The organism is Acetobacter sp. (assembly GCF_047721705.1).
Lineage (GTDB): Bacteria > Pseudomonadota > Alphaproteobacteria > Acetobacterales > Acetobacteraceae > Acetobacter.
This window is the reverse complement of the sequence record NZ_JBDNXK010000148.1, coordinates 1-4,586: the sequence shown is the minus strand read 5'-3', so window position 1 is coordinate 4,586 and position 4,586 is coordinate 1. Positions and strand designations below refer to the sequence as shown.

The 4,586-nt window shown below is 58.6% G+C and carries 3 protein-coding genes; 2 read left to right on the top strand and 1 reads right to left on the bottom strand.

Annotated elements, in window-relative coordinates:
- Nucleotides 1–154 precede the first annotated feature (154 nt).
- Both ABF824_RS15625 and alaS read left to right on the top strand, forming a co-directional pair.
- Nucleotides 155–661 carry a GtrA family protein gene (locus ABF824_RS15625; RefSeq protein ID WP_415489897.1) on the top strand — a complete coding sequence of 169 codons (507 nt, stop codon included), beginning with the start codon at nt 155–157 and terminating at the stop codon, nt 659–661.
- 143 nt (nt 662–804) lie between these two features.
- Complete coding sequence (gene alaS, locus ABF824_RS15620; protein ID WP_415489896.1) at nt 805–3,462, top strand: alanine--tRNA ligase; 2,658 nt, start codon at nt 805–807, stop codon at nt 3,460–3,462.
- A gap of 136 nt (nt 3,463–3,598) precedes the next feature.
- Here alaS and ABF824_RS15615 read toward each other — a convergent pair whose 3' ends face one another.
- Nucleotides 3,599–4,351: a fasciclin domain-containing protein gene (locus ABF824_RS15615; RefSeq protein ID WP_415489895.1), complete on the bottom strand. Its 753-nt coding sequence runs from the start codon at nt 4,349–4,351 to the stop codon at nt 3,599–3,601.
- Nucleotides 4,352–4,586: the final 235 nt, after the last annotated feature.

Here is a 4,586-nt window from a genome sequence, read left to right as displayed (position 1 = left end):
TCCGAACACCCGCGAGCCGCAGAACCGTCGCGTGGAAATCATCCTGCACTGATCCCGCTTTCAGGATCTTTCAGGAAACGCTACGAGAAAGGGCGCCTTATGGGCGCCCTTTTTTTGTCGCCGATTCTTTCTCGGCATCCGCTTTGAGTGCCGCATGACCGATCTTCCTCCATCACCTATCACCCAGAATAAATCGCTGATGCGTCTTCTGCGCTTCGGAGTGGTCGGTGCTCTGGGGTTTCTGTGGGATACGGGCACCGTGTATGCCCTACGGGATGTCATCGGCCTGAACGCCGCAGTACTAGCCGCCTATTTTGTAGCAGCCTCTCTTAACTGGGCGGCAAATCGCTTCTGGACATTCGGTGACGTTGGTCGTCACGACCATCCCGTTCTCCAGTGGCTACGGTTTCTATCAGCCAACAGTCTTGGATTCTGCCTGAATCGCGGCACCGTTTACCTGCTGTTCTATTTCATCCCGATGAGCCAGAAATTCCCCATTGCAGCACTTGCAGCCGGTGCGTTGGCGGGAATGCTTGCCAATTTCAAACTGAGCGAACGGCTTGTTTTCCGTGAACGGCCACCCAAGTCCGTCGTGGAACTCGCGGAAATCACGGCAGGCATGGTGGACGCCGATATTTCCCCGCATGATCAAAAAACATGAACCTGTTCCATGACCGGGAGGCCAGCATCTTTCCCTGCGCCCTCAGACTGGGCTAGAATTGCTGAAACAGTATCTATTTCCTTTCATTCGCCGGCTTCTTTTTTTGCAGCCTCGCGACTTCCATCAGGACGCGTCTCCGCACCATGCCGACAACCAACGAAATCCGTTCAGCCTTTCTCGATTACTTCGCGTCCAACGGACACCAGATCGTCCCCTCGTCCTCGCTTGTTCCAAGCAATGACCCGACGCTGCTGTTCACCAATGCAGGAATGGTGCAGTTCAAGAACGTCTTTACCGGGCAGGAAACTCGTCCTTACAACCGGGCGACAACGGCGCAGAAGGTCGTCCGTGCAGGCGGCAAGCATAATGACCTCGACAATGTAGGCTACACGGCGCGCCATCACACTTTCTTCGAAATGATGGGTAATTTCTCCTTCGGAGATTACTTCAAACCGCAAGCCATCGAACTTGCCTGGAATCTCATCACAAAGGACTTCAAGCTTCCCAAAGAAAAGCTTCTCGTCACTGTTTATTCGGAAGATGAGGAAGCGGCTGGTCTGTGGCGCAAGATCGCGGGACTTTCTGATGACCGCATCATCCGCATTCCAACATCAGACAATTTCTGGCGCATGGGCGATGTTGGCCCCTGCGGGCCCTGTTCGGAAATCTTCTACGACCACGGAGAAGATGTCTTCGGCGGCCCTCCAGGTTCCCCTGACGAAGATGGCGATCGCTTCGTCGAAATCTGGAACCTCGTGTTCATGCAGTTCTTTGAAGATCCGCCGGGCACCCGCACGCCGCTGCCCTGCCCCTCCATCGATACAGGCATGGGGCTGGAACGCTTTGCCGCCATCATGCAGGGCAAGCGCGACAACTACGATACCGACACATTTCGCGCCCTGATCGAGGCGTCCGCCGAGGTGACGTCGCAGAATGCGGATGGCCAGTTCAAGGCCAGCCATCGCATTGTCGCTGACCACCTGCGCTCCACCGCCTTTCTGATCGCCGACGGCGTCCTACCCTCCAAGGATGGCCGAGGCTATGTGCTGCGCCGTATCATGCGCCGGGCCATGCGCCATCTGCACATGATGGGCACCAAGGAGCCTGTTTTCTACAAGCTTCTTCCTGCCCTCATTCTTCAGATGGGTGCTGCTTACCCAGAACTGGGTCAGGCGGAAGCGCTTATCCGGGAGACGATGCGTGGCGAAGAAGAACGGTTCAAGCTCATGCTGGATCGCGGCCTTTCCCTGCTCGCCGAAGAAACAGAAAAGCTGCCGAAAGGCACACCTCTGCCCGGCGACGTGGCATTCAAGCTCTATGATACGTTCGGCTTTCCCCTTGATCTGACACAGGATGCCCTGCGTTCAAGTGGCCACCTCGTGGACGTTCCCGGTTTTGAAGCGGCGATGAAGGTCCAGCGCGACCGCGCCCGTGCGGCATGGTCCGGTTCGGGCGACGCTGCTGTGGAGACCGTCTGGTTCGAAGCCCGCGACACGTTCGGTGCAACCGAATTTCTTGGCTACACGACCGAAACGGCACAGGCCGAAGTGCAATTCGTTGTCGCCAATGGCGCAAGTATCGACAGCGCTCCTGTTGGAACGGAAGTGGCGCTCCTTCTGAACCAGACACCGTTCTACGGCGAGAGTGGCGGTCAGGTTGGCGATACCGGCGAGATCACCGCGCCCGGCCTGCGCGTCGCCGTATCCGATACGCAGAAAAAGCTGGGCGATCTGCTCGTGCATTACGGTACAGTGACGGAAGGAACGCTCAAACCCGGCATGGCCGTGACCGCGACGGTGGATCATGAACGCCGCTCCGCAATCCGGGCGCACCATTCGGCCACCCACCTGCTGCATGAAGCTCTGCGGCGGCGTCTGGGCGATCATGTCACCCAGAAAGGCAGCCTCAATACGCCGGATCGTCTGCGGTTCGACGTCAGCCAGCCACGCCCGATCACGCGGGAAGAACTGGCGGAAATCGAAGCCGAAGTGAACGCGCATATCCGGCAGAACTCGCCCGTAACCACGCGCATCATGACGCCGGAAGAGGCCACCAAGGAAGGCGCTATGGCGCTTTTCGGTGAAAAATACGGCGACGAAGTCCGTGTGGTATCCATGGGTGGGGCAAGCGGCAGCGACGGCAAACCGGCATGGTCGGTGGAACTCTGCGGCGGAACGCATGTCAACCGAACGGGTGATATCGGTCTTTTCCGTATTGCGTCCGAAAGTGGCGTTTCAGCTGGGGTGCGGCGTATCGAAGCCCTCGCTGGTCCGGCTGCCGTGGCGGCCTCTGTCCTTGCTGAAGAGCGGCTGGCTCAGGTCGCCGCGATGCTGAAAGTGACACCTGCGGAAACGGCCGAGCGGCTTGCTGTCCTGCTGGACGAGCGCAAGGCAATGGAGCGTCGGATTTCCGACCTTCAGCGCAAACTCGCCACAGGCGGCAATGAAGCGCCACAGGCCGAGACGATTGCGGGCGTACCGTTTGTAGGACGGAATGTAGGCGAGACACCGGCCAAGGAACTCAAGGGCCTTGCGGAAACAATCGGCAAACAGATTGGCAAGGGGGTTGTTGCTCTTGTCTCGACTGCGGACGGCAAAGGCAGTGTGGTTGTGTCCGTTAATGCGGAATTGCCCGAAAAGCTCGATGCCGTCACCCTAGTGCGCGCTGCAAGCGCCGCGCTCGGTGGCAAAGGCGGCGGTGGCCGGAGAGACATGGCTCAGGCCGGCGGCCCCAATACGAGTGAAGCCGCCGCAGCCTTGAACGCAGTGAAGGCTGGCGTCCTGGCCGCGATGGAGGGCTAAAGCCTGACAAGCCTGTTCGGGTTTTTCTTCCCGGCAGGCTTACAGCCCGGACAAAATAAAAGGCCAGAGCACCGAAATGCTCTGGCCTTTTTTGCTGACAGAACGCCCCTTCAACATGAAGGGCAGCCCTGTTTCCTCAATGCTGAGGCACGGCAGTTTTCGCCGCCACCGGCTGCGTTGTGACGGGAGCGGCCACAACAGCCTTCGGCTCAAGAGCAGACTGCGTAAAATACAGCGTGCCATTTGACTGCGGCACACCCGTCACCCAGAGGCGATTGATCGTGCCTGCCGCATTGCCAATCACGAGTTCTCCGGTACCAGGCTCCACGGTAAAGATCAGCGGCACGCCAGCCAGTGTGTTCAGGCTTCCCGCGTGGGTCGGCATTTTCGCAAGAGCTGCCTGCAGCTTGGGGATTGTCCAGTTGCCCGGGACAATCGTGTAGGAAATCAGCGCCTTGAGCGCGGCCTTGTTTGCCGGATCAAGCAGGCCGCCTGGGAAGCGGGCGGAATAACGCTCCATCGGCTCATTCGGAATGGCGAAAACCGTAAAAGGCCCCTTCTGCTGCAAAAGAGCATAGTAGCCCGACACATGCAGGGCTTCCGTATAGTTCCCCAGTTCGATGATGGAACTGAGAGAAGTGGAAAGCGGGCGATCACAATAGATGGGAGTATCAGGAGCAGGATACGCCACCTTGCTGTCGGGCGCCTCTTTTTCTCCCGCAGGCGCGTAATTCCGGGCGCCCGAAACGGTGGGGGCCATGAAGGAACATACACTGCCGACCTGCTTGTAGGCATCCTGCCGCGCATTGCTCTGGCATCCAGCGACAGACAGAGCCATCACCACCGCAGCGCCTGCTGTACCCAACCGCGCCACCTGTCTCGACCGCATCCTGTTCTCCCGTCGCGAACCCTGCCTCTGCCATCACAACCTGCGGCACGGCACTTCTCATTCATCTATGAGGCCGAGGTTTCATATCTGTAAACCCTCACCCTCCCGCACCGATCTACAGGGTTATGCGGTCTTTTGAAATGCCACCTGATTCAGCAGCCATCACCGCGCATGGTCCAGCCTTTGACGATGCCCGCGCTCAACTCAAATACGGTTTGGCAGGTTGTGTTGTAGT